General features: G+C 70.0%; 1 protein-coding gene. It reads left to right on the top strand.

The window, feature by feature from the left end; genetic code table 11:
• Positions 1-934: FAD-binding protein (locus LUU90_RS26370; RefSeq protein ID WP_275007331.1), on the top strand; the 934-nt coding region annotated here is incomplete at both ends.

Below are 934 nucleotides of genomic sequence, written 5' to 3' on the forward strand. Positions count from 1 at the left end.
CTGGCAGCAGCACGCCGCGGACACCATCAAGGAGAGCTACTTCCTGGCCAACCCCCACACCGCCGAGATCGTCGCGAAGGGCGCCGCACAGGGCATCGCCGACCTCGAGCGGTACGGCATGGCCTTCGCCCGCGAGGACGACGGACGTATCTCCCAGCGGTTCTTCGGCGCGCACACCTACCGCCGCACCGCGTTCGCCGGCGACTACACCGGCCTGGAGATCCAACGCTCCCTGGTCAACCGCGCGGCCCAGCTCGACATCCCCGTCCTCGACTCGGTCTACGTCACCCGGATCCTCACCCACGACGGCGTCGTGTTCGGCGCCTACGGGTTCGACCTGACCGACGGCACCCCGTACCTGATCCACGCCGACGCCGTGATCCTCGCCGCCGGCGGCCACAACCGCATCTGGCGGCGCACCTCCTCGCGCCGCGACGAGAACACCGGCGACTCGTTCCGCCTCGCGGTCGAGGCCGGCGCGCGCCTGCGCGACCCCGAGCTGGTCCAGTTCCACCCCTCCGGCATCATCGAGCCCGAGAACGCCGCCGGGACCCTCATCTCCGAGGCCGCCCGCGGTGAGGGCGGCATCCTGCGCAACGCCCTGGGCGAGCGGTTCATGCAGCGCTACGACCCCGAACGCATGGAGCTGTCCACCCGCGACCGCGTCGCCCTGGCCGCCTACACCGAGATCAAGGAAGGCCGTGGCACCGCCAACGGCGGCGTCTGGCTCGACGTCTCCCACCTGCCGCGCGAGACGATCATGACGCGCCTGCCACGCGTCTACCAGACGATGCTCGAGCTGCAGATGCTCGACATCACCACCGAACCCATCGAGATCGCACCCACCGCCCACTACTCCATGGGCGGCGTCTGGGTCCGACCAGAAGACCACAGCACCGAGGTCGACGGCCTCTACGCGATCGGTGAGGCATCC

This window comes from Promicromonospora iranensis, from assembly GCF_028994775.1.
GTDB classification, from domain to species: domain Bacteria; phylum Actinomycetota; class Actinomycetes; order Actinomycetales; family Cellulomonadaceae; genus Promicromonospora; species Promicromonospora iranensis_A.